We start from the raw sequence: 19520 nt of genomic DNA, 5'->3' as shown, positions 1-19520 counted from the left end.
TGTGGCGCAAATCGCACAGACATACTAAGACAGACACCCGAGCAATTCTGAGGGGCATCATGTCGGAAACGATTATTGGACGTTGTGAGGCCAAGGGTCTGCGCATGACCGGTCAAAGAAGGATCATCGCGCAGGTATTGGAACAAAGCGACGACCATCCGGATGTCGAAGAACTGTACGCGCGTGCTTCTGCCATCGACACAGGCATCTCGATTGCGACGGTGTATCGTACGGTCAAACTGTTCGAAGAGGCCGGAATTCTGGAACGTCTGGAGTTCGGCGATGGGCGGGCCCGTTACGAGGATGCCGAGCGTGATCACCACGATCACCTGATCGACATGCAGTCGGGGGAGGTTATCGAATTTGTCGACCCCGAGATCGAAGCCCTGCAGGAAAAGATCGCCGCCAAGCTTGGGTACAAGCTGAAAGGGCACCGGCTGGAACTGTATGGCGTGCCGCTCAAGCAGAAGTGATCCATCACAAATCACGAACGGCCCCAACACGTTAATTCATTGAACGTGTCGGGAATTGGCTTGCCAGATGCCGCTGGTTGCGGTTCATGTGCCCACACACTGCACCCCAAGTACCCTTTTCCTACGGACGCGCGCATGAATAACGTAAACGGCATCCTTTTGCTGATCGGCTCGATGGCGGCCTTTTCGCTTGAGGATATGTTCATCAAGTTCCTGTCGGGCGCTGTGCCGACCGGTCAGATCATGGTGTGTCTGGGTGTGTTCTGCGGGCTTGTCTTTGCGGTGATGTCGGTGGTCACACGCAAACGCATCTTCGATCCTGTAGCATGGAAACTGCTGCCGATGCTGCGCGCAGGGACAGAAGGATTCGGTGCCGTAACCTTTGTCACCGCGTTGTCGCTGATTGATCTGTCCACTGTCGCCGCCGTGTTTCAGGCCATGCCGCTTGCCGTGACCATGGGCGCGGCCCTGTTTCTGGGAGAGCAGGTCGGCTGGCGCCGCTGGAGCGCCATTGGTGTCGGCTTTATCGGTGTTCTGATGATCATTCGCCCCGGATTGGAAGGGTTTCAGCCAGACTCGCTGTTTGTCGTCCTGACCGTGTTTGCGATTGCGGCGCGTGATCTGATAACGCGCAAGCTGGATGTTCGGGTGGCCTCATCCGTTGTGGCGATGCAGGCTTATATCGCAGTGGCGCTGGCAGGGCTGCTGTTGATGGTCATTTCCGGAACACCCTTTGTGCCGGTGCAAAGCGGCCAGGCAGGGCCGTATTTGGGGGCGATCGGTTTTGGTGTTCTAGGGTATTACGGCATCGTTACAGCCATGCGGGTTGGCGAGGCTTCGGCCATGATGCCATTCCGTTACACGCGTCTGGTGTTTTCGATCCTTGCCGGAATGCTGATGTTCGGTGAACGCCCTGACGCGCTGACAATGGCAGGGGCGAGCCTCATCATCGGATCTGGCCTGTATACCTTTATCCGCGAGCGACGTCTGGCGCGCAATCTGGTCCCGGCGTGATCCTGTTGGCGCAAACAGCAAACTGTTAGCCCTAAAGGTCGGTAAATATGCGTGTTAGCGATAACGGAACCGGTTTACTTTTGGCCGGTTGCTGCTATGACGCGTGCAACCGACTGCAGCCATAGGGACAGACCTCATGAGCACCATTATTGATATCCACGCGCGCGAAATTCTGGACAGCCGGGGCAACCCGACGGTCGAGGTCGACGTGATTCTGGAAGACGGCACCATGGGCCGCGCCGCCGTACCGTCCGGTGCGTCCACCGGCGCACATGAAGCCGTTGAAAAACGCGACGGCGACAAATCCCGCTATATGGGCAAAGGGGTACTGGAAGCCGTGGCCGCCGTGAATGGTGAAATCGCCGAAGAACTGGTGGGCTTTGACGCGACAGAACAAGTGGCCATCGACCAGGCGATGATCGAACTGGACGGAACCAATAACAAAGGCCGTCTGGGCGCCAACGCCATTCTGGGTGTGTCGCTGGCCACCGCAAAGGCGGCAGCCGATTTCACGACGCAGCCCCTTTATCGTTACGTCGGTGGTACCTCAGCTCGCGTGCTGCCGGTACCGATGATGAACATCATCAATGGAGGCGAACACGCCGACAACCCGATCGACATTCAGGAATTCATGATCATGCCAACCTCGGCCGCGAATATTCGCGAGGCCGTGCGAATGGGGTCCGAAGTGTTCCATACGCTGAAGAAAGAACTGTCTTCCGCGGGTCTGGCCACGGGCGTGGGCGATGAGGGCGGTTTTGCCCCCAACATCGCCAGCACCCGCGAGGCGCTGGACTTCATCCTGAAATCCATCGAAAAGGCGGGCTACAAACCCGGCGAAGAAATCCACCTGGCCTTGGATTGCGCGGCGACCGAGTATTACAAGGATGGCAAATACGTTCTGGCGGGCGAGGGGATCACCCTGACATCCGAAGAAAATGCAGCCTATCTGGCGGCTCTGGTCAATGACTATCCAATCATCTCGATCGAAGACGGCATGTCCGAGGATGATTGGGACGGCTGGGAAGCCCTGACCGACGCCATCGGCGACAAGGTGCAGCTCGTGGGCGACGACCTGTTTGTGACCAATCCGGCGCGCTTGGCCGAAGGGATCAAGCGCGGCTGCGCGAACTCGATGCTGGTTAAGGTGAACCAGATCGGATCGCTGACCGAAACCCTGCGCGCCGTCGATATGGCGCACCGTGCGCGTTATACCAACGTGATGTCGCACCGTTCGGGCGAGACCGAGGATGCCACTATTGCCGATCTGGCGGTGGCGACCAATTGCGGTCAGATCAAAACCGGCTCGCTGGCGCGGTCGGATCGGTTGGCCAAATACAACCAGTTGATCCGCATTGAGGAATCGCTGGGCGAGGTTGCGGAATACGCAGGCGCGTCGATCCTTCGCAAATAACGCGCTTGGTGCTAGGCTGGCCTCTGGGTTAAATCCGGGGGTCGCATTGTGCTGAACATCATCGAACCGGAAACGCCGGACCAGATTGAAGCGGTTCGGCGTTTGTGTTGGGATTACAGGGATTTCCTGCTGGCACTGGATGAAAGAACCGCCCAGATTGTGCAGGCTTTCTACCCAAGCGAAAAATTCGCCCGCGTGATGGACAACATCGACGCGGAACACACACCGCCGACCGGTGGGATCAAACTGGCATTGCTGCATGGGGAACCGGTCGGCTGCGGTATGTTTCACACGTACGAACCCGGTGTAGCTGAAATCAAACGTGTATTTGTAACTGACGCAGCAAGGGGGACCGGAGCAGGCCGTGCCATCATGCTTTCGCTGATCGAAATGTGCCGAGATATTGGGTTCGACTATATTCGAATGGACACCGGCAAACCCCTGGAAGCGGCGACTCGGTTATACCTGTCTTTGGGCTTTCACTTGCGCGACGCCTATTACGAAACTCCTGAAATCGCACGCGACCACCTGCTTTTTTTTGAGATGCCGCTATTTGAGAATGGCACCCTCAGGCCAGAGAAAAGTTAAATTTTTCAGGGACATGTTCGTTTGCGGTTGAGGTGTTTGATAAAAAAATGTGACTTATTTATTCTTATGTGTGAACTTGTTACTTATCACGTCCACACCGAATGCCGTAGTTTGTCTTCATTGCAGAAAGGAGACTACGATGTCTGTATCCAAATTCCTTCTGATAATCGCCACAACGTCCATCACAGTATTGTCCGCCTGCGCGGGTCCGGGAACGTATCCGATAACCGGAGAACAGGTTTCGTCGAATGACCCGGTTCAGGACATGAATCCGGCAAATATCTTCCGCGGCGAGTCGCGCTAAAGTACCTTGCTCATCAGCATATACCTGTCACGTTGTCTGAACCCGGTGCGCAGATAGAGCTTTTGGGCAGAATCATTGTTTCGGTCGACTTCCAGATGAAGAGCCATCAGGCCTGCCCCGGCAAGAGCTTTGGGCAGGTCCAAAAGAACCTCGGTGGCAATGCCGCGGCCCCGAACGGCGGGGCGTATATAGATCTCGTCCACGAAACCGTCCATGCCGCCGAACTCGACTGACCAGCCAAAGGTCAGGATGATATATCCCAAAGGCGCGCGCCCGGGCCCAATCAGATAGACACAGCCATGAGGGATACCATCCAGCATGGGGGCGAGGGCATTGCGTGTCTTGTCGGCGTCCTGTGTCAGCCCGGCCTCGGTATGAAAGGCGGTGACCAGCGTCATCAGGCGATCCAGATCGTCGGGACGCGCAAGGCGGAGGGCAGCGCTCATAATCTGGCCAGCCTTTCTGTCAGCAAGGTGAAAAAGCCGTCGGCGTCGATTTCCCTCATGAACAACGCATTTGGTACGCGGTTGGTGACACCCCACCAATCCGCAACGGTCATGCCCAAGGTCAGGTCGGACCCTGTTTCAATCTCGACATTCACGCGGCGGCCCGAAAACAGCTCGGGGCGGATCAGATAGGCGGTGACGCAAGGGTCGTGCAGGGGAGCGCCCGCGCTGCCGTATTTCTCTTTGTCGAAGCGTTCAAAGAAATCCGTCATCTCGGCCACGGCATGCCCAACCTTGCTGTCCAATGCGCGGAACGCGTCGTTTCGCGGTTTGGTCACCAGCGCTTTGTGCGTGATATCCAATGGCATGACAACAATCGGTATTCCGGATTTAAAAACGATATCAGCAGCTTCTGGGTCGACGTAGATGTTGAATTCAGCGGTGGGGGTGATGTTGCCGACTTCGAAATACGCCCCACCCATCAAGACGATTTCCTGCACGTGGTCGATGATATCGGGTGCCTTGCGAAACGCAGTCGCGACGTTTGTCAGCGGACCCAGTGGACAAAGGGTCACGGTCCCCGGCTCTTCAGCACGCAGGGTGTCGATGATGAAATCCACAGCGTGACCTTTGGCCAGGGGCATCTGCGGATCCGGCAGGACCGGGCCATCCAGCCCGGTTTTCCCGTGCACATGTTCTGCGGTGACAAGCGGGCGGTTCAGCGGTTTGTCGCAGCCCGCATAAACCGGCACATCCCTACGTCCGGCCAATTCACAAACGATTCGGGCGTTCTTGGCTGTAAGGGCGAGCGGGACGTTACCCGCGACGGCCGTAATACCCAGAACCTCGATCTCGTCCGGGCTGGCCAGCGCCAGCAGGATGGCGACGGCGTCGTCCTGTCCGGGATCGGTGTCGATGATGATCTTGCGAGGGGGCATAGGCGTCTCCGGGGGTCGTGAAGGTGGGACACTCGCAAGTGTCGGATCGCTTGTCTACCCGTTTCTGGTCGCGGCCAGTGTATCCACCGGCGGGAGTTTGCCATTCGCGCGATGCTCTTCCGTTTTAACTTCGTCCCACAGCGCATCCATCTCGGCCAGATCGCTTTGCGAGGGGGTCTTGCCCCGTTCGGCCAGCCGGGCTTCGACCTTTTCAAAGCGACGGGTGAACTTGGCATTGGTGCGACGCAGGGCGGCTTCGGGTTCGATGCCAAGATGACGACCCAGATTGACCATCACGAACAGCAGATCGCCGAATTCGTCTTCCAGCGCGTCAGCATCCATTTTGTCACGCGCCTCTTCCAGTTCGGCGGCTTCTTCGGTGATCTTGGCCAGAACATGGCTGGCGTCAGGCCAGTCGAACCCCACCCGAGCGGCACGTTTTTGGAGCTTATGCGCGCGCAGCAGTGCGGGCAGGTTTGCGGCCACACCGTCCAGCGCACCTTTCTGTTCCTTGCCCGCCCGCTCGGCGGCTTTGATGGCCTCCCAATCTTTGATTTGCTGGTCGGCCGACTTGTCGCGGGATTCATCGCCAAACACATGCGGATGGCGGCTGACCATCTTGTCCGACATGGTGCGCACCACGTCCTGAAAGGTGAAATGTCCTGCTTCTTCTGCCATTTGGGCGTGAAACACGGATTGAAACAGTAAATCCCCCAGTTCGCCCTTGAGCTCGTCAAAGGCTTCGCGCTCGATGGCGTCCGCGACCTCATAGGCCTCTTCGATCGTATAGGGGGCGATGGTCGCGAAATCCTGTTCGATGTCCCACGGGCAGCCGAATTGCGGATCGCGCAGGCGGCGCATGATTTCCAGCAGCCGTTCGATACCTGCATCGCTGTCATGGATCAGAGGATTTTCAGCCATTGCGAACCCTTTCATTCCGGTGTCAGATGCATCCATTCCGCAGTCCCGATCAGGAGTCCACCCCAGATGCCCGTCGTCAACCGAATTGCCGATTTCTCTGCCGACATGACCAGATGGCGCCAGTATCTGCATACCATCCCAGAGTTGGAATTCGAATGCCATGAAACTGCGGCCTTTGTGGCGGAACGTCTGCGTGAGTTCGGGGTCGATGAGTTGCATGAGGGGCTCGCAAAGACCGGGATGGTCGCGATCATAAACGGGCAGGGCGACGGGCCGACGATTGGCCTGCGCGCCGATATGGATGCGTTGCCAATTACCGAAGAAACAGGCGTTGACTACGCCTCTCAGAACCCCGGAAAGATGCATGCCTGCGGTCATGACGGGCATACCACGATGTTACTGGGCGCGGCCCGTTATCTGGCCGAGACGCGAAATTTCAGCGGTCGCGTGGCGCTGATCTTTCAACCCGCCGAGGAAGATGGCGGTGGTGCTGGCGTGATGGTCGAAGAAGGCATCATGGACCGTTTCGACATCTCGCAGGTCTACGCGCTGCACAACGCGCCGGGATTTGCCGAAGGGACATTCTATACCACGCCAGGGCCGATCATGGCGGCTGTCGATACGTTCGAAGTGCATATTCAGGGTGTCGGCGGCCACGGTGCGATGCCGCATGAAACCCGTGATCCGGTTATGGCGGCCTGTGGGATTGCGCAGGCCATTCAGACCATTGTCAGTCGCAACCACTATGCGCTGGATGATCTTGTCGTTTCGGTCACGCAAATTCACACAGGCACGGTCAACAACGTGATCCCGGATACGGCCTATATCAACGGCACCGTTCGAACATTCGATCCGAGTGTGCAGCAGATGGTGATGCGACGCATGGCCGAGATTGTCGAGGGGCAGGCCAAATCCTATGGGGTCGAGGCGCGTTTGGAATACAATGTCGATTACCCTGCCACCATCAATGATGCCGAAAAGGCGGGTTTTGCGACCGAGGTGGCGCGAGAAATATCCGGAGATGACCGGGTCACCGGCAATACCGGGCGCGAGATGGGGGCCGAGGATTTCTCGTACATGCTGCAAAAGCGCCCCGGTGCTTATCTGTTCCTCGGGCAGGGTGAAGGCGCGGGGCTGCATCATCCGAAATACAACTTTAACGACGAAATCGCACCGGTGGGCGCGTCGTTTTTCGCGCGAATCGTGGAAAAAGCGCAGCCGTTGAGCTGATAAAGGTTCGGGAAAGGGACTACGGAAGACATGGCACTGGAAGACGCAAGAAACCAAGTGGATGAGGCATTCACCAATCCGGACCTCAAGGGGTTGTCTTATGAAAATACGTTCGGCGGCGCGACGTCTTTTCTTCGGCGGCTTTACACCAAGAACCTGAAGGGTGTGGACATCGCCGTAACCGGCGTGCCGTTTGATCAGGCGGTTACGAACCGGCCCGGCACGCGCCTTGGCCCTAGGGCGATCCGAGAGGCCAGTGCGCTTCAGTCGCCTGATGCGCCCTATGGCTGGCCCTTTGATGCGCTGAGTGAACTGGCGATCGTGGACTATGGCGATATGGCTTATGATTATGCCAATATACCGGCCTTTCCCGACACGCTGACCGACCACATCCGGACCATTCTGACCGCTGACGTAGCGTCGGTCGCGTTGGGTGGCGACCACTATATCAGCTTTCCGATCCTCAAGGCTTATGCCGAGAAATTCGGGCCAATGTCCCTGCTGCAATTCGATGCGCATACCGACACATGGGTCGATGACGATATGTCCCGCGTGGATCACGGGACAATGTTCTACAAGGCTGTAAAGTCGGGCATTGTCGATCCGAAACGCTCGGTCCAGGTGGGTATTCGCACGACGAATGAGGATACGCTGGGCGTGAACATCATCGATGCGCGTGAGGTTTATGAATCGGGGCCTGCTGCAGTGGCGCAAAAGATCAAAGACATTCTTGGTGACAGCCCCGTTTACCTCAGCTTCGACATTGACGGTCTTGACCCGGCCTTTGCCCCTGGTACGGGCACGCCGGTCTGGGGTGGGTTAAGCTCGATTCAGGCACAGATCATCCTGCGCGACATTGCCGGGATCAATATCAAGGGCGGGGACGTGGTCGAAGTATCGCCGCCCTTTGACACCTCAGGTGCGACAGCGATTGCTGGGGCCCATGTGGCGACTCAGATCATTTGCCTGTTGGGGTGGAACAAGCTGGAAAAAGCAGAAGGGTAAACCCGCATGGGTTCACGTTAACCAACAGTTAGCCATGCTTAAGGTATGTGCTGGATCACAAGACGAACAGGGGCGGGACTATTACGCGCATGACCGAATTCAACCAACCAATTAGCGGGAATGATCTGGCTCGGTTTTCCGGGCCGAACACATTCATGCGCCTGCCGCAGGCCTCCTCGCTTGAGGGGCTGGATGTGGCGGTGCTGGGGGTGCCGATGGATATCGGCACGTCGTGGCGGTCGGGCACGCGCTTTGGCCCCAAGCAAATCCGCGGCGAAAGCGCGATGATCCGGCCCTATAACATGGCCACCAGAGCGGCCCCGTTCGACAGTTTGCAGATAGCCGATATTGGGGATCTGGCGATCAACACCTTCTCGCTGGCAGACAGCCTCAGGATCATCAAGGAAAGCTATGACGCCATATTGGCGAAAGGCGTGATCCCGGTGGCCATGGGGGGCGATCATTCGATCACCCTGCCGATCCTGCGAGCCATCAAGGCAAAACACGGGCCCGTGGCACTGGTGCATGTGGACGCCCATGCCGATGTGAATGACGAGATGTTCGGTGAGCGTGAAACCCACGGTACCGTCTTCCGCCGCGCCTATGAAGAGGGGCTGATTGTTCCCGACAAGACGTTCCAGATCGGCATTCGGGGCTCGGGTTATGCAGCCTCGGATTTTTCTGAAGCCAAGGACTGGGGCTTTCGCCAGTTCCCCGCATGGGAGCTGTGGCAGCAGAACCTGACCCAGATCGGATCGCAGGTTCGCAAGATCATTGGGGACCACCCGGTTTACATCTCGTATGACATCGACAGCCTTGATCCCGCGTTTGCTCCGGGCACCGGCACGCCGGAAATCGCAGGTCTGACGACACCGCAAGCGCTGCAACTGATCCATGCCCTGCATGGGGTAAACGTGGTGGGATGTGATCTGGTTGAGGTTTCACCCCCTTATGATCCATCGGGCAACACTGCACTGACAGCGGCCAACCTGATCTACGAGATGCTGTGTATCCTGCCGGGTGTGACGTCGCGGTAAGACGCGGTGGAATGTCTTGCCGCCGGTTTTGTTCCGCTTAGGGTTCACCAAAAAGGATATAGCGGGATGAAAAAGGTGGCTTTGGGGGCAGTGATTGCGCTTGTGGTTGGGGCGGGCGGCTATGTCCGCCTGGCACCTTCCGACCCTACGCGGTGGCACGTCGCTTTTGTTGCAACCGAAAATCAGGATTTGCCCGGTGGTGTGGTGCGCGTTGTCGAAACCGGCTCCGACGGGTTGCAGCGTCTTGACGAGATTGCCCAAGCCACGTCGCGCACCACGGTTTTGGCAGGTTCGGTCAGTGAGGGTATGATCACCTATATCACCCGCACGAAATGGATCGGCTTTCCCGACTACACCACGGTTCAGCAGGATGGTGACACCCTGCGCATTCATGGGCGCCTGCGATTTGGCCGCAAGGATTTCGGGGTTAACAGGGCGCGAGTCGATGGGTGGTTGGCGCAGTTCTAGTCGTTGCTCAAACGGTCAGGACGGGCCGTCCAGATCCAAGGGGTCGACAGGCTCACTCTGTAAATTGGACGACAAACACCCCTCCTGAACCTCACGCCACATGGGAACGTTCAGGGACATCTGGCATTGCGCCGTGAACATGCGTCCGTCGACCTGGAGGCAGATCATCTCACCCAGTTCGATGCGAGACCCGGATGTGTCAGTGCAATAGCAATCCCGCGTCTTGCCATCAGGGCCGATGTAATCCGCGAATGCAGGCGTCGTTGTCAGCAGCAGAGTAATTAAAACCCGTTTCATGGCCGCAAGCTTAGCATGACGTTGCCCTTGACCAAAGCCCCCGGATGAGAGACACCGCCGGGATGATCCCCGAAGAACGTCTTGAACAGATCACCCAGCGTTTCCAGTACCTCGAGGCAGCCATGGCCGATGGCGCGTCGGGTGGTGACATAGCGGCGCTGGCCAAAGAATATTCCGACCTCAAGCCTGTCGTCGATCAGATCATGGCCTGGCGACAGCTGGTGGGAGATCTGGCCGAGGCGCAGGCGATGCTGACTGACCCGGACATGAAAGAGCTTGCCGAGGAGGAGATCCCCGAGTTGCAGGCCCGCATCCCCAAGGCGGAAAACGCGCTCCAACTGGCATTGTTGCCAAAGGACGCGGCGGATGCCCGTCCGGCGATGCTGGAAATCCGCCCCGGCACCGGCGGGGACGAGGCCGCTTTGTTCGCAAGCGACCTGTTGCGCATGTATCAGCGTTACGCCGAGGCGCGTGGCTGGAAATTCGAGATTATCGAAGAACAGGCCTCGGATCTGGGCGGCATCAAGGAAGTGGTCGCCCATATCAAAGGCGACAATGTCTTTGCGCGCCTGAAGTACGAATCCGGCGTCCATCGGGTGCAACGCGTGCCCGAAACCGAAAGCGGCGGGCGCATTCACACTTCGGCGGCGACTGTGGCGGTTCTGCCCGAGGCCGAGGATGTAGACATCCAGATCGACGCCAATGATATCCGAATCGATACGATGCGAAGCTCGGGCGCGGGCGGACAGCACGTGAACACGACCGACTCGGCGGTGCGGATCACGCATCTTCCGACGGGATTGGTGGTGACGAGTTCCGAGAAGTCCCAGCATCGCAACCGCGAGATCGCCATGCAGGTTCTGAAAACGCGCTTGTACGATCTGGAACGGCAGCGGATTGACAGCGAACGCTCGGCAGATCGTGCCAGTCAGGTGGGCTCGGGGGATCGCTCGGAACGCATTCGTACTTATAACTTCCCGCAGGGGCGCATGACCGACCATCGGATCAACCTGACGCTATATAAGCTGGATCAGGTGATGCAGGGCGATCTGGACGAGGTGATTGATGCGCTGACGGCGGACGATCAGGCCCGGCTGCTGGCCGAGATGGCACAATGACGGGTCTGCAAACAGCGGCACAGGCCATGGTAGCAGCGACAGCGCGCCTGCGTGCGGCCGGTGTGGACGATCCGGCGCGCGACGCGCGTCTGTTGCTGGCCCACGCTGCACGGATTGAAGCCAGCCGGGTGACACTGATTGCCCCGGAAGAATTGCAGCCCGAAATCGCCGAGCGTTATGACCAGCTGATCTCCTTGCGTGCCGTTCGGGTTCCGGTGTCGCATCTGTTGGGTGAGCGGGAGTTTTACGGCCGCAGTTTTCGCGTCAGCCGGGATGTCCTTGATCCGCGCCCGGAAACAGAAACCCTTATCGAAGCGGCGTTGAGCGAACCATTTGATCATGTCCTCGACCTGGGGCTGGGCTCGGGGTGTATCCTGATAACCCTTCTGGCCGAACGCAGCAGTTCCACGGGCGTGGGTGTCGATCTGAGCGAAGCCGCCTGCCTGCAAGCCAGTGCCAATGCGGTTCAGCATCAGGTAGAGGCGCGGATTGAGATTCTTCGATCAAACTGGTTTGAAGACATTAATGGTCAATTCGACCTGATTGTTTCCAACCCTCCGTATATCTCAGTGTCTGAGATGGAAGAGCTGTCGCCCGAAGTGCGCGAGCATGAGCCGCGCATGGCTCTGACGGATGAGGGGGACGGGTTGGGAGCGTATCGTCGGATCGCGGCTGCGACCCCGGATTTTCTGTTGCCGGGCGGGCGAATTCTTGTCGAAATCGGTCAGACGCAGGCGGCAAAAGTATCAGCCCTGTTCGACGCTGCCGGGTTGGTGGATGTTCGGATCATCCCTGATCTGGACGGTCGCGACCGCGTTGTCGGCGCAAGAATGCCGGGTTGAGTGGCGGGTTTGCGGCAAAAAACGCCAACCCGAACAAAAAAGCTTGTGAAAACCCGAGATTCCTCTTGTCTGCGCCGTCAGGACATGTTTACTCAGGATTAGTCGGCGAGGTTGACGCTGTTGCAGCGCACCCCTGACGCCAAGCCCAAAAAGTCGACTTCCCGTCACGGCAAACGCCTTAGAGCAGTGCAAAACACGGGTTGAGCGACAGCGCATTGATAAGGCTGACGTAAAGTAAGATGAGATCTTCCAAACCCCGTTCGCGGGCCAAGAATAACCGCAATCGTCCTTCTGGCGGCAACGTCGTAAACCGGGTTTTTGACAGCTCGGGTCCCGAAGGCAAGGTTCGTGGCACGCCGCAGCAGATTATTGACAAGTACAACCAGTTGGCACGTGACGCTCAGCTGTCGAATGACCGCGTGGCAGCAGAAAACTTCCAGCAACACGCAGAACATTATCTGCGGATGCTGAGCGAAGCGCAGCGCGAAATGGATGCGCGCCGTGAAGAGCAGGAGCGCCAGAACCGCGAACGCCAGGCTGAGCGCGATCGTGAACGTGCCGAACGTCAGGAACGCGAAGCGACCCGTCAGGCTGATCCGGCCGAAGCACCGCAGCCTGATTTGATGGACCTGTCTCAGCAAGTTTCAGAGCCCGATAGCGGCTTGGTGGAAACACCGGAAAACAAAGAAACCCCGGTAGCTGAGGCACCGGAAGAGGCACCGCTCAAAGAAAAACCCGCGCGTAAACCGCGCACGCGGAAGCCCAAAGCTGCACCCGAGGCAAAAGAGGAAGCACCCGCCAACACCGGGGATGCTCCAGAGGCGGCTGAGTAAAGCTGACGGCCAATGAACCAAGCCCCGAGGTCAAACTCGGGGCTTTTTTGTTTGATCAGGTTTTCTTAACTTCGCGCGCCAAAGCGCAGAACGCTTCAAGCGGGATTTGTTCGGCACGGTCCGTGGGCTTGATACCAGCAGCCAGCAGACGGTCTTCGATATCCGGGGCAATGCCTTTGAGTGAGGCGCGCAGCATCTTGCGACGTTGGTTGAAGGCGGCGGCCACGATACGTGACAGGGTGGCGGCATCGGCAGGAAAGCGTGGTTCGGGCAGGGCGGTCAGGTGGACCACGGCGCTTGAAACCTTGGGCGGCGGGGTGAAGGCCCCGGGGGGAAGCGACATGGCGATACGAGCCTCTGCCCGCCATTGAGCGAGGATGGCAAGGCGTCCATAGGCCTTGCTGCCGGGTTGGGCGACGATACGCTCGGCCACTTCGCGTTGGAACATCAGCGTCAGGCTCTGCCAGAATGGGGGCCATTCGGGCGGTGTCAGCCAACGCACCAGCAGCTCGGTGCCGACATTGTAGGGCAGGTTGGCTGCGACGCGGATTGGCGGTGACAGGTATTCAAGCGGGTTTATTTCCAGGGCGTCGCCGGTGATCACCTCAAGCCGACCCGGATACGCAGCCGCGATGTCGTTCAGGGCGGCAATGCACCGGGTGTCTTTTTCAACGGCCACGACCTTGCGCGCGCCTTCGGACAGCAGGCCCCGCGTCAACCCACCGGGACCGGGGCCGATTTCAAGCACATCGCATTCTGACAAATCGCCAGCCTGTCGGGCGATCTTAGCGGTCAGGTTCAGATCCAGCAGAAAGTTCTGCCCCAGAGATTTGCGCGCTGAAAGCTGGTGGGTTGCGATGACCTCGCGCAGAGGGGGAAGCGTGTCTATAGCGCTCATGATCGGAATACCTTGGCGCCTGTGAAAGGGGCTGCGCCCGAGATTTTTGTGCCTCCGGCGGGGATATTTTCAGCCAGGTGAAGGATCAAGAGCTTTTTACCATGCGCCGGGCAAGTTTCAGGGCTTCGATCAGGCTGGAGGGGGTGGCGATGCCTTTCCCCGCGATGTCCAGTGCTGTTCCGTGGTCGGGTGAGGTGCGGATGAAAGGCAAGCCAAGGGTGACATTCACGCCCCGGTCGAAATCCAGCGTCTTGATCGGGATCAGAGCCTGATCATGATACATGGCGATGGCGGCGTCATAGCGGGTGCGGGCAGCGGCGTGAAACAGAGTATCCGCAGGATGGGGGCCGGTGATGGTTGCGCCCTCTGGGTTCAGATCAGCCAGCATCGGAGCAATCCAGTCGAGTTCCTCTGTGCCCATCTTACCGCCTTCACCTGCATGTGGGTTCAGACCTGCAACTGCGATGCGGGGATGTGTGAGCCCGAACTGATCACGCAAACCGCGTACAGTGATTTCAATCGTCTCGCGCAGAAGATCAGGGGTAAGTGCCGCGGGAACCTGTGACAATGGAATGTGAATTGTCGCGGGAACGACGCGCAACCTCTCGCTGGCCAGCATCATGACAACCCGACGGGTTCCGGAAAGGGCTGCCAGAAACTCGGTATGGCCAGGAAAGGTGAAGCCTGCGCCGTCGATCAGGGCTTTCTTGTTGATCGGTGCAGTGCAAAGCGCTGCGGCCTCACCGGTCTGTACCAGTTCGGCGCCGGTTTCGATGGCATCAACCACCGACGGCGCGTTGGCCGGGTTTGGCTGGCCGAATACGTTAGGGGCGGGAAAGTCCATCTGAAGAACGGGCAGGGCCCGATCACAGATTTCAGCGACCTGACTGGGATGTTCGATTTTGGCAACCGGAGTGCCTGCGGGCAGGTGGCTGGCGTCCCCGATATAGAAAAACGGGCAGGCATCGCGCAGTTCAGCCCACGCCTTGGCCGCGATTTCCGGGCCGATACCGGCCGGTTCGCCGCAGCTGAGCGCGACGGGGCGTGTCATTCCTGAGTAATGACAGCGTCAGCCCGCAGCTGTTCCACCAGACTGGCCGCAAAGGCCTGAAGACGTTGCTGCGCCAGCGCATTGGCGACATCGCCCCGAGAGGTGTCTTCGCCCAGATCCCGCGTGCGGTTGCACAGCATCAGGAACACAAGCGTCTGACCATTGTTGCGAGTCAGATTCGCCGATGCTTCGTTCCGGTCCAGCTTGGCCAATTCCACGGCAATATCACCGGGCACCTCGGAAGGCGCGGCTTCGACCCGGTCCAGAACTTCGGCGGGCTGATCCTTGGCAATGCCATAGAGATCATCACAAGTGTCGATTTCTTCTTTCAGCTTCGCGGCCCGCGAAAGGGTTTCGGCGCTGCGCCCGCCTGGCAGGTAATAGGCGGCATAATCCAACTTTGAAATGCGCGGAGCGCCGGTTGCGACTTCGCGCAAGCCACGCATCTGAAACAGGGCAACAGCGTTCGGCAAGGTGATCGGGTCGGTAATCTCACCGGTCTGAAGCCCCAGGATGACAGGTTGAAGCGCCGGGGGCAGGTTCGAGATATTCAACCAGTCCAGACGTCCACCCTGACCCCGTGTTGCGGCTGCGGAATACTGAGCCGCGGCGGCAGAAAAAGCGTCTTGCCCTTCCAGCCGCGAGATTTCTTCGGCCAACAGCTCGGTCTGGGCAACCGTTTGCGGGTTTACCGGGATGATGATTTCGGACAGCAGGACCTGCAATCCGCCACCGCCCGTCTGGCCCAGAGCGCGATCGATCTCATCCTCGGTCGGGCGGGCCTGCGACAGATAGCGCGAACTGATATAGTCGCGCCATGCCAGTTGATCGGCGACATAATCCCGGACCGTTTCCGGGTCGACGCCCGCGTCGCCGAGAAGTTTTAGGAATTGTTCGGATGACAATTGTCCGCGCGAGGCGAATTCGTCGATGCCCAGTTGAACGGCCTCGGGCGTCGCTTGCACGCCGGCGTCACGCATGACCTGCCTGCGCAGTTTTTCATCAATCAAGGCATCCCTGACGTCAGCTTCGCTACCACCGGGCAGGCCCAGAACATTCAGGAATTGCAAGCGCTGTTCAAGCTCATACCAGGTGACAATGTCCTGATTGACGCGGATCGCGGGTGAGAACAGGCTTTGCGCGCCGCCCTGAAGAGGCGCGATTGCAAAAACTGCGGCAACTAGTGCCGGTGTGACCGGCTTAAGCCAACCGGAACCGAGAAACCTGGAGAAACCTAATATCAACTGCATGTTCTCTTGTATGTCTTGCCACCGCCTTCAAGGGCGTACCCTGTCAGAGAAAGGGTAAAGCCGAATTCTGTCGAAGGCTCAATAGTGGATGTTGAAGTAAAGCGCCGACTTACGGACATGTTAACCTGAACACATTCGTTCTGGTAGGTCACGCCCAGACCCAGCCGGATCGGTTCCGACTCGGCCAGATCGTAGCGCGCCAGGGCATTTGTCAGCCAGTTCTGATCGACCTGGTAACGCCCGAGCAGCAGAATTTCCGAGATTTCTTCGGTGATGTTTTCCGCCGGGTCCGGTTCCTGCCAGATATAGCTGCCAGACAGGCCGGCATATTTGGATGCCCATGCGCCGCGCAGCTCGGCTTTGACAAAGCTGAAATCACCGTCGATCAAACCGCGCCCGGCAAGTGACCAGCCATTGGCCGTGCTGATCTGCCCGGCCACCAGCAAATCCGACGATGTGCCCTGCAACCCCGATGTCAGCGTGAAATTCGGATCGGCGTCAGCACGAAACACCTGACCCACGGTCGCCTGGGCCTGCCAGCCACCCGCGCTATACCGAGCCCAGTTCAGGCCAACCACGCCGGTGGCGCTGTTCTCGCGCTGATCTTCAGCCGGGAAACGCGACAGGGACAGAAGGTTGCCCTGATCGAATTCCTGAAAGGTACTTTCATCATTCGGTACATCGGTGTCCGACACATGTGTCCATCCAAACTGTGCGATCGGTTCGAGGAACTGAACTGCCCCCGACTCCTCGCGCCGTGTCATTGGATAACGGAGTGTCAAAGCCGCACGCGGTGTAGATCGGGTCACGTTGTCTGGATAGTTGCTGTCGTGGCGGACGTTGAAAGTGTCAACCGACGCCCCCAGCGTCGTATCGACCCGCAGCCCCGACGCGAACGTCCAGCTGCGCAACCATTCGGCGTCGAAGGTGGCCCGTGCAATATCCCGGCCAACAACATCTGTGTTGCTGGTACGTTCGTGCGCGTGGCCGATGAAAGCCAGCCGAACCTCGCCACCCAGTGTGTTGGGAAAATAGCGTTTTTCATAGTTGAGATCGAAGACGCGGGACGGGATCTCGTCCTGATTTTCGCTGTCCCGCAGTGTTTTGTAATAGATCAGGCTGGTTTTGAACGCGCTGTCGCGCTTGATCCTCTCCAGCGCGATTTCACTGCGCAAACGGTCCAGATCCGGCAAGCCGTAGTCGGCCAGGTAGGCATCGTCGGATGTGGTTTCCAGATTGAAGGTCAGACGAAAATCGTTCTTCAGATTGAACCAGCCGGTGGCAAAAAGGTAGCCGCGATCCTGATCGGGTTGCACATCATCCCGTGTATAAGCGCCTTCCACCTGAATGCGTCCGTTCACGAAAGCCTGACGATAGCGGTATCCCAGCGTTGTCGTCTTGGCTGAGACGTAAGGAGTAAGTGTCAGGTCCTTGTGATCGCCAAGTTTAAAGAAATAAGGGACCTGAACTCCAGTGCCCAATTGCGACGTGCTGCGGATCGAAGGAACCAGAAATCCGGTTGCCCTCTCTAGCGTTGGGTCGGGCAAGCGCAGATAGGGAAAGTAGAATACCGGATAATCCAGCACCCGAAGTTGTGCGCCTTCGAAATATAGTTGCCGTTCCAGTTGATCATGCGTGACTTTGCGCGCCCTGATCTGCCACAGAGGCGGCCTGCCGTCGGTGCAGACATGACAAGATGTGGCCGAAACCTTACTGAATTGCGTATAGCGGCCTGCGGTCCGTTTCGCCTGAACCGAAGCGATCTGTACCTGCTGTTCGAAAACCATGCGTGCGCCGATCAGCAGTCCGTTCTGAATTCCGCTGTCCAGTTGCCCTGAATCCGCCAGTAGCGTGGTCTGACCACCCTGATCGATACGAATGGGGCCTTCCAGTACCAGCTCGCCGGTCTCGCGGTCATAAGTGATGCGATGAGCGGACAATTTGATGTCGCCCTGAAAAGCTTCGACATTGCCTTCTGCCACAAGTTTGCGTTCAGGCGTGATGAAAACCTTGTCGGCCACCAGCAAGGCGGGCTCTTGCTGCGCTTGTGTGCCCTGTGGCTGTGGTTGACCTTGAGAGGTCTGTGCTGCAAGTTTCGCCGGGACGGACAAAGCGAGCGCACTGGTAAGCAACACATGAATAATATGCCGCATCAGCCGTCCTCCGCATGCAGAAGCAGACCAAGAGACAACAGAATTGCGGCAAAGGGCGGTGCCCAGGCAGCGATATAGATGGGCAATTGTCCGTTTTCCCCGAGGATTTGCGCAAAATTGCGCACGAAATAGATGGCAAATCCAAGCAGGACGGCTGTCAGGACGGCGATCCCTGTGCCGCCGAACCGAACGTGGCGCATGGTGAACGCGGCCCCGATCAGAACCATCGAGATCAGAAACAAAGGCCGGGCAAGCTGAACTTGCAGCCAGACCTCATATTGTTTGGTCGAAAATCCCGCCTCGCGCAGGTCGCTGATCAACTGAGGCAGGTCATAAACCGAAACCGAATCCTGTTGTCCCAAAGTGTCCATGATCCGCTGTCGGGTCAGCGAGGTCGGCAGCTCCAGACGCTCGTGTACAACTGAATTGGATTCGGGGTTTTGCCCATCCTGCAAGGCCCAGGTTTTTGCCTGATACAGAACCCAGTTCCTATCTTCCAACTCGGCCCGGTTTGCAACGATCTGCTGGGTCGGTTTGCCATCCCGCCCAAAGGTGATGACGGTTACACCGTCCAGCCGCAGCTTGTCTTGGTTCGACGTTGACCGGGCGTGGATAACGGCCTGTCCGTTTTCGGCGGACTGGCGCAGCCACAGGCCCTCGCTGCTGATCGAAAGGGCCGAACTGCCGTTGTTTCGGTATGAATCCGACAGGCGGCGGAACTCTTCGGATGTGGCCGCTGCGATGGGGTTCAACAATGCAACGGCCAGCGCGCCGATGATTAGCGACAACAGGACAGGGGCGACCAAAGCGCGGATGCCCGAGCGGCCAGTTGCACGGGTCACCACAAGTTCGGACGTACGTGCCAGCCCGACGAACAGCGCAATGGTGGACAGGATCACCAGCAGAGGCAGCATTTCGCTGATGGCGGCTGGAGTATTCAGCAGTGTGAGGTGCAACAGCTGGGCAAAAGACAGGTCGAAATCGTCAAAGCGGCGAATCTGTTCGATCAGATCGATGAGAATCATCAAGGTCAGGAAAATACCTCCGATGACCATGAAGCTTTGCAGGAACCGGCGAGCGAAATAACGGTCCAGGATCATAGGCACGACCCCGCAGTGCCTGTAGTGCGAGGGTTCGGGCCGATATCGCGCCTGCGCAATGCTGTGCGCGACGGCGTATGCCTGCCCTCTCGTACCACGTCTTTCTCCCCCGAACCTGCCGGTCATTTTTTCGGGACCTT

21 protein-coding genes are annotated in these 19520 nt (G+C 58.3%); 12 read left to right on the top strand and 9 right to left on the bottom strand.

Annotation, left to right across the window (positions count from 1 at the left end; all coding sequences use genetic code 11):
- Positions 1-59: 59 nt before the first annotated feature.
- The 5 genes from ACR0AM_RS01220 (at position 60) to ACR0AM_RS01200 (ending at position 3793) form a co-directional block, all read left to right on the top strand.
- Complete coding sequence (locus tag ACR0AM_RS01220; RefSeq protein WP_480473221.1) at positions 60-473, top strand: Fur family transcriptional regulator; 414 nt, start codon at positions 60-62, stop codon at positions 471-473.
- Between the two features lie 135 nt (positions 474-608).
- Positions 609-1487, top strand: coding sequence for a DMT family transporter (locus ACR0AM_RS01215; RefSeq protein WP_480621917.1), 879 nt, complete (start codon positions 609-611; stop codon positions 1485-1487).
- A 136-nt stretch (positions 1488-1623) separates the two neighbouring features.
- Positions 1624-2901 carry a phosphopyruvate hydratase gene (eno, locus tag ACR0AM_RS01210; protein WP_480621916.1) on the top strand — a complete coding sequence of 426 codons (1278 nt, stop codon included), beginning with the start codon at positions 1624-1626 and terminating at the stop codon, positions 2899-2901.
- Between the two features lie 48 nt (positions 2902-2949).
- Positions 2950-3489 (top strand): GNAT family N-acetyltransferase, encoded by a 540-nt coding sequence (locus ACR0AM_RS01205; protein WP_480621915.1) that lies wholly within the window; start codon positions 2950-2952, stop codon positions 3487-3489.
- Between the two features lie 139 nt (positions 3490-3628).
- Positions 3629-3793 (top strand): hypothetical protein, encoded by a 165-nt coding sequence (locus ACR0AM_RS01200; protein ID WP_480480564.1) that lies wholly within the window; start codon positions 3629-3631, stop codon positions 3791-3793.
- On the opposite strand, the gene ACR0AM_RS01195 is transcribed toward ACR0AM_RS01200, so the two are convergent.
- Genes ACR0AM_RS01195 through mazG form a run of 3 tightly spaced genes read right to left on the bottom strand, consistent with a single transcriptional unit; the run spans position 3790 to position 6098 of the window.
- The gene (locus tag ACR0AM_RS01195) at positions 3790-4239 is read right to left on the bottom strand and encodes a GNAT family N-acetyltransferase (RefSeq protein ID WP_480621914.1); all 450 of its coding nucleotides are present in this window, start codon (positions 4237-4239) and stop codon (positions 3790-3792) included. The genes ACR0AM_RS01200 and ACR0AM_RS01195 overlap by 4 nt on opposite strands.
- Positions 4236-5177 carry a nucleoside hydrolase gene (locus ACR0AM_RS01190; protein ID WP_480621913.1) on the bottom strand — a complete coding sequence of 314 codons (942 nt, stop codon included), beginning with the start codon at positions 5175-5177 and terminating at the stop codon, positions 4236-4238. The genes ACR0AM_RS01195 and ACR0AM_RS01190 overlap by 4 nt, the downstream gene beginning before the upstream one ends.
- Before the next feature lie 54 nt (positions 5178-5231).
- The gene (gene mazG, locus ACR0AM_RS01185) at positions 5232-6098 is read right to left on the bottom strand and encodes a nucleoside triphosphate pyrophosphohydrolase (RefSeq protein ID WP_480622076.1); all 867 of its coding nucleotides are present in this window, start codon (positions 6096-6098) and stop codon (positions 5232-5234) included.
- A 66-nt stretch (positions 6099-6164) separates the two neighbouring features.
- On the opposite strand from mazG, the gene ACR0AM_RS01180 reads away from it, so the two are divergent.
- The 4 genes from ACR0AM_RS01180 (at position 6165) to ACR0AM_RS01165 (ending at position 9838) form a co-directional block, all read left to right on the top strand.
- Positions 6165-7328 (top strand): M20 aminoacylase family protein, encoded by a 1164-nt coding sequence (locus ACR0AM_RS01180; RefSeq protein WP_480621912.1) that lies wholly within the window; start codon positions 6165-6167, stop codon positions 7326-7328.
- Positions 7329-7358: 30 nt separating this feature from the next.
- Positions 7359-8333, top strand: coding sequence for an agmatinase (speB, locus tag ACR0AM_RS01175; protein ID WP_480473205.1), 975 nt, complete (start codon positions 7359-7361; stop codon positions 8331-8333).
- Between the two features lie 89 nt (positions 8334-8422).
- On the top strand, positions 8423-9370 hold the full coding sequence (speB, locus tag ACR0AM_RS01170) for an agmatinase (RefSeq protein ID WP_480621911.1): 948 nt from the start codon (positions 8423-8425) through the stop codon (positions 9368-9370).
- Positions 9371-9436: 66 nt separating this feature from the next.
- Positions 9437-9838 carry a DUF1499 domain-containing protein gene (locus ACR0AM_RS01165; protein ID WP_480517331.1) on the top strand — a complete coding sequence of 134 codons (402 nt, stop codon included), beginning with the start codon at positions 9437-9439 and terminating at the stop codon, positions 9836-9838.
- Positions 9839-9853: 15 nt separating this feature from the next.
- Here ACR0AM_RS01165 and ACR0AM_RS01160 read toward each other — a convergent pair whose 3' ends face one another.
- On the bottom strand, positions 9854-10135 hold the full coding sequence (locus ACR0AM_RS01160) for a hypothetical protein (protein ID WP_480621910.1): 282 nt from the start codon (positions 10133-10135) through the stop codon (positions 9854-9856).
- Between the two features lie 62 nt (positions 10136-10197).
- Here ACR0AM_RS01160 and prfA point away from each other — a divergent pair, with 62 nt between their 5' ends.
- The 3 genes from prfA (at position 10198) to ACR0AM_RS01145 (ending at position 12928) form a co-directional block, all read left to right on the top strand.
- Positions 10198-11253, top strand: coding sequence for a peptide chain release factor 1 (gene prfA, locus ACR0AM_RS01155; protein WP_480481653.1), 1056 nt, complete (start codon positions 10198-10200; stop codon positions 11251-11253).
- Positions 11250-12095 carry a peptide chain release factor N(5)-glutamine methyltransferase gene (prmC, locus tag ACR0AM_RS01150; RefSeq protein ID WP_480621909.1) on the top strand — a complete coding sequence of 282 codons (846 nt, stop codon included), beginning with the start codon at positions 11250-11252 and terminating at the stop codon, positions 12093-12095. Before prfA ends, prmC begins: the two co-directional genes overlap by 4 nt.
- A gap of 239 nt (positions 12096-12334) precedes the next feature.
- A complete protein-coding gene (locus tag ACR0AM_RS01145; RefSeq protein ID WP_480473192.1) occupies positions 12335-12928 on the top strand; it encodes a DUF4167 domain-containing protein in 594 nt (197 codons plus the stop codon).
- Between the two features lie 55 nt (positions 12929-12983).
- On the opposite strand, the gene rsmA is transcribed toward ACR0AM_RS01145, so the two are convergent.
- The 5 genes from rsmA to lptG all read right to left on the bottom strand — a co-directional run bounded on the left by rsmA (position 12984) and on the right by lptG (position 19380).
- Positions 12984-13826 carry a 16S rRNA (adenine(1518)-N(6)/adenine(1519)-N(6))-dimethyltransferase RsmA gene (gene rsmA, locus ACR0AM_RS01140; RefSeq protein WP_480621908.1) on the bottom strand — a complete coding sequence of 281 codons (843 nt, stop codon included), beginning with the start codon at positions 13824-13826 and terminating at the stop codon, positions 12984-12986.
- Between the two features lie 85 nt (positions 13827-13911).
- On the bottom strand, positions 13912-14877 hold the full coding sequence (gene pdxA / locus ACR0AM_RS01135; protein ID WP_480621907.1) for a 4-hydroxythreonine-4-phosphate dehydrogenase PdxA: 966 nt from the start codon (positions 14875-14877) through the stop codon (positions 13912-13914).
- Positions 14874-16127, bottom strand: a complete 1254-nt coding sequence (locus tag ACR0AM_RS01130; RefSeq protein WP_480553718.1) for a peptidylprolyl isomerase — start codon at positions 16125-16127, stop codon at positions 14874-14876. The genes pdxA and ACR0AM_RS01130 overlap by 4 nt, the downstream gene beginning before the upstream one ends.
- Complete coding sequence (locus tag ACR0AM_RS01125; RefSeq protein WP_480621906.1) at positions 16118-18280, bottom strand: LPS-assembly protein LptD; 2163 nt, start codon at positions 18278-18280, stop codon at positions 16118-16120. Before ACR0AM_RS01125 ends, ACR0AM_RS01130 begins: the two co-directional genes overlap by 10 nt.
- A complete protein-coding gene (gene lptG / locus ACR0AM_RS01120) occupies positions 18280-19380 on the bottom strand; it encodes an LPS export ABC transporter permease LptG (protein WP_480621905.1) in 1101 nt (366 codons plus the stop codon). Before lptG ends, ACR0AM_RS01125 begins: the two co-directional genes overlap by 1 nt.
- Between the last annotated feature and the right edge of the window lie 140 nt (positions 19381-19520).

The organism is Ruegeria sp. AD9 (assembly GCF_056542305.1).
The sequence above is the reverse complement of the archived record's forward strand: the minus strand, read 5'-3'. Positions and strand labels throughout refer to the sequence as shown.

Bases quoted from the DNA above. Each gene is read 5' to 3' on its own strand.
- ACR0AM_RS01220 (WP_480473221.1), top strand. From the start codon at position 60: ATGTCGGAAACGATTATTGGACGTTGTGAGGCCAAGGGTCTGCGCATG.
- ACR0AM_RS01215 (WP_480621917.1), top strand. From the start codon at position 609: ATGAATAACGTAAACGGCATCCTTTTGCTGATCGGCTCGATGGCGGCC.
- eno (WP_480621916.1), top strand. From the start codon at position 1,624: ATGAGCACCATTATTGATATCCACGCGCGCGAAATTCTGGACAGCCGG.
- ACR0AM_RS01200 (WP_480480564.1), top strand. From the start codon at position 3,629: ATGTCTGTATCCAAATTCCTTCTGATAATCGCCACAACGTCCATCACA.
- ACR0AM_RS01195 (WP_480621914.1), bottom strand. From the start codon at position 4,239: ATGAGCGCTGCCCTCCGCCTTGCGCGTCCCGACGATCTGGATCGCCTG.
- ACR0AM_RS01190 (WP_480621913.1), bottom strand. From the start codon at position 5,177: ATGCCCCCTCGCAAGATCATCATCGACACCGATCCCGGACAGGACGAC.
- mazG (WP_480622076.1), bottom strand. From the start codon at position 6,098: ATGGCTGAAAATCCTCTGATCCATGACAGCGATGCAGGTATCGAACGG.
- ACR0AM_RS01180 (WP_480621912.1), top strand. From the start codon at position 6,165: ATGCCCGTCGTCAACCGAATTGCCGATTTCTCTGCCGACATGACCAGA.
- speB (WP_480473205.1), top strand. From the start codon at position 7,359: ATGGCACTGGAAGACGCAAGAAACCAAGTGGATGAGGCATTCACCAAT.
- speB (WP_480621911.1), top strand. From the start codon at position 8,423: ATGACCGAATTCAACCAACCAATTAGCGGGAATGATCTGGCTCGGTTT.
- ACR0AM_RS01165 (WP_480517331.1), top strand. From the start codon at position 9,437: ATGAAAAAGGTGGCTTTGGGGGCAGTGATTGCGCTTGTGGTTGGGGCG.
- ACR0AM_RS01160 (WP_480621910.1), bottom strand. From the start codon at position 10,135: ATGAAACGGGTTTTAATTACTCTGCTGCTGACAACGACGCCTGCATTC.
- prfA (WP_480481653.1), top strand. From the start codon at position 10,198: ATGATCCCCGAAGAACGTCTTGAACAGATCACCCAGCGTTTCCAGTAC.
- prmC (WP_480621909.1), top strand. From the start codon at position 11,250: ATGACGGGTCTGCAAACAGCGGCACAGGCCATGGTAGCAGCGACAGCG.
- ACR0AM_RS01145 (WP_480473192.1), top strand. From the start codon at position 12,335: ATGAGATCTTCCAAACCCCGTTCGCGGGCCAAGAATAACCGCAATCGT.
- rsmA (WP_480621908.1), bottom strand. From the start codon at position 13,826: ATGAGCGCTATAGACACGCTTCCCCCTCTGCGCGAGGTCATCGCAACC.
- pdxA (WP_480621907.1), bottom strand. From the start codon at position 14,877: ATGACACGCCCCGTCGCGCTCAGCTGCGGCGAACCGGCCGGTATCGGC.
- ACR0AM_RS01130 (WP_480553718.1), bottom strand. From the start codon at position 16,127: ATGCAGTTGATATTAGGTTTCTCCAGGTTTCTCGGTTCCGGTTGGCTT.
- ACR0AM_RS01125 (WP_480621906.1), bottom strand. From the start codon at position 18,280: ATGCGGCATATTATTCATGTGTTGCTTACCAGTGCGCTCGCTTTGTCC.
- lptG (WP_480621905.1), bottom strand. From the start codon at position 19,380: ATGATCCTGGACCGTTATTTCGCTCGCCGGTTCCTGCAAAGCTTCATG.